A 1,293-nucleotide genomic window follows, 5' to 3' on the forward strand; every position below is an offset into this window, starting at 1 on the left:
TGGCAAACGTTACTTGAGGGTTACCAAACCAAATTTCACCATCTTTGATCCTATCGAAAGAGGATTGATCATTTTTTAAGAAACCATCCTTTTCACTTTGTGCCAATGCAGACTTATTGATCATTTCGTCGCTTCCCGTCTCAAAAAGGTACTGCAATGCACCTGCCATAAAGACTAGATTAGCGTAGAAGCCATCTACTGAGTTCTCTTTAGCTTTATCATCTAAAACAGGTTTAGGGATATTCTTTGCTGGATGTTCACGCGTTGCGGGTTCATACGCGCCAGCCGACGTATCGTACTTGTCATTTTTGATAGTAGTGCCGTAGTCTTTTATGCTCTCCGAAGGTGATGGCGATGCAGAGGCAGAGGATGAGGACGATGAGCTTGACGCGGACGATGAAGAGCTTGAGGAGCCGCTAGCGGCGGCATCGACGGGTCTCACGGAGGCGGCGCATCCGGCAAGAGCAATGACAGAGCCAGCGCCGACAAAGCCTAAGGCGGCACGGCGGGTTACATCATGAGGTGACATGGTGTTCCTTTCGGGGCTTCCGTAACGCCGCGGGCAGGCGACTGCGGGAAGCACGGGTGGCGAGCGCATGAACTCGCCATGGGTGTTTCTCTCTACTCTAGTGTATCGGGACTGCGAGAGCCCGTATATCTGCCGTTCTAGGGTCTTAGAATACGGTAGTTTTTTCGCGCGATGCGACGCGCCGGGGCATTTCACCGCTGCACATCAGTGTTCCCTATTTTCTTGCGAATACAAAAAAGCCCCGCAAGATTTCTACGATCTTGCGGGGTTTCAAAGTTAGCCGTTTGACTTAGCTTTCGGGCTAACGGTTTCGGTATTACCAGTTTGAGCGGTTGTAATGCTCCACTTGTTATCAGAGTAAGTACCGGTGAATGTCCCTGGAGCCTTAGCATATCCTTCCCCAGGCGGAATATCGTACACTCCCTCAGGAGTAGCCGTAAATTCGCCTAGGTTCATGCTCAGTTGAAGAGACCACTTATAACGATCCCCGTTAATTTCTGGCTGTGCGGTGAGAGTCTCGATCGTAACTGTAGGATTACCCAACCACCTCTCCCCGTTTTTAACCTTCGGAAGAACCTGAGACCAAGTGGGATCTTGATATATAAGTTGGACTTCATCTTCCTTATAAGCCCCTTTACGGAAAGGCCCGTCGTCACCCGTAACGAACAAATACTGCATGCATGCAGCGTAGTAACCGATATGCGCGTAGAAAGCCTCAACGGACTTTTCGTTAGCGTTCTCCGGCAGCTTCGGAACAGGAACGT

At 50.1% G+C, this 1,293-nt stretch carries 2 protein-coding genes; both read right to left on the minus strand.

The features are described 5' to 3' along the window. Nucleotides 1-529: DUF6318 family protein (locus HMPREF2554_RS09225; RefSeq protein ID WP_070554883.1), on the minus strand; the 529-nt coding region annotated here is incomplete at its 3' end. 276 nt (nucleotides 530-805) lie between these two features. Then, nucleotides 806-1,293, minus strand: a 488-nt coding sequence (locus HMPREF2554_RS11610; RefSeq protein ID WP_070554885.1) for a DUF6318 family protein, incomplete at its 5' end; no start/stop codon positions are given.

Source organism: Rothia sp. HMSC071F11, from assembly GCF_001809115.1.
GTDB classification, from domain to species: domain Bacteria; phylum Actinomycetota; class Actinomycetes; order Actinomycetales; family Micrococcaceae; genus Rothia; species Rothia dentocariosa.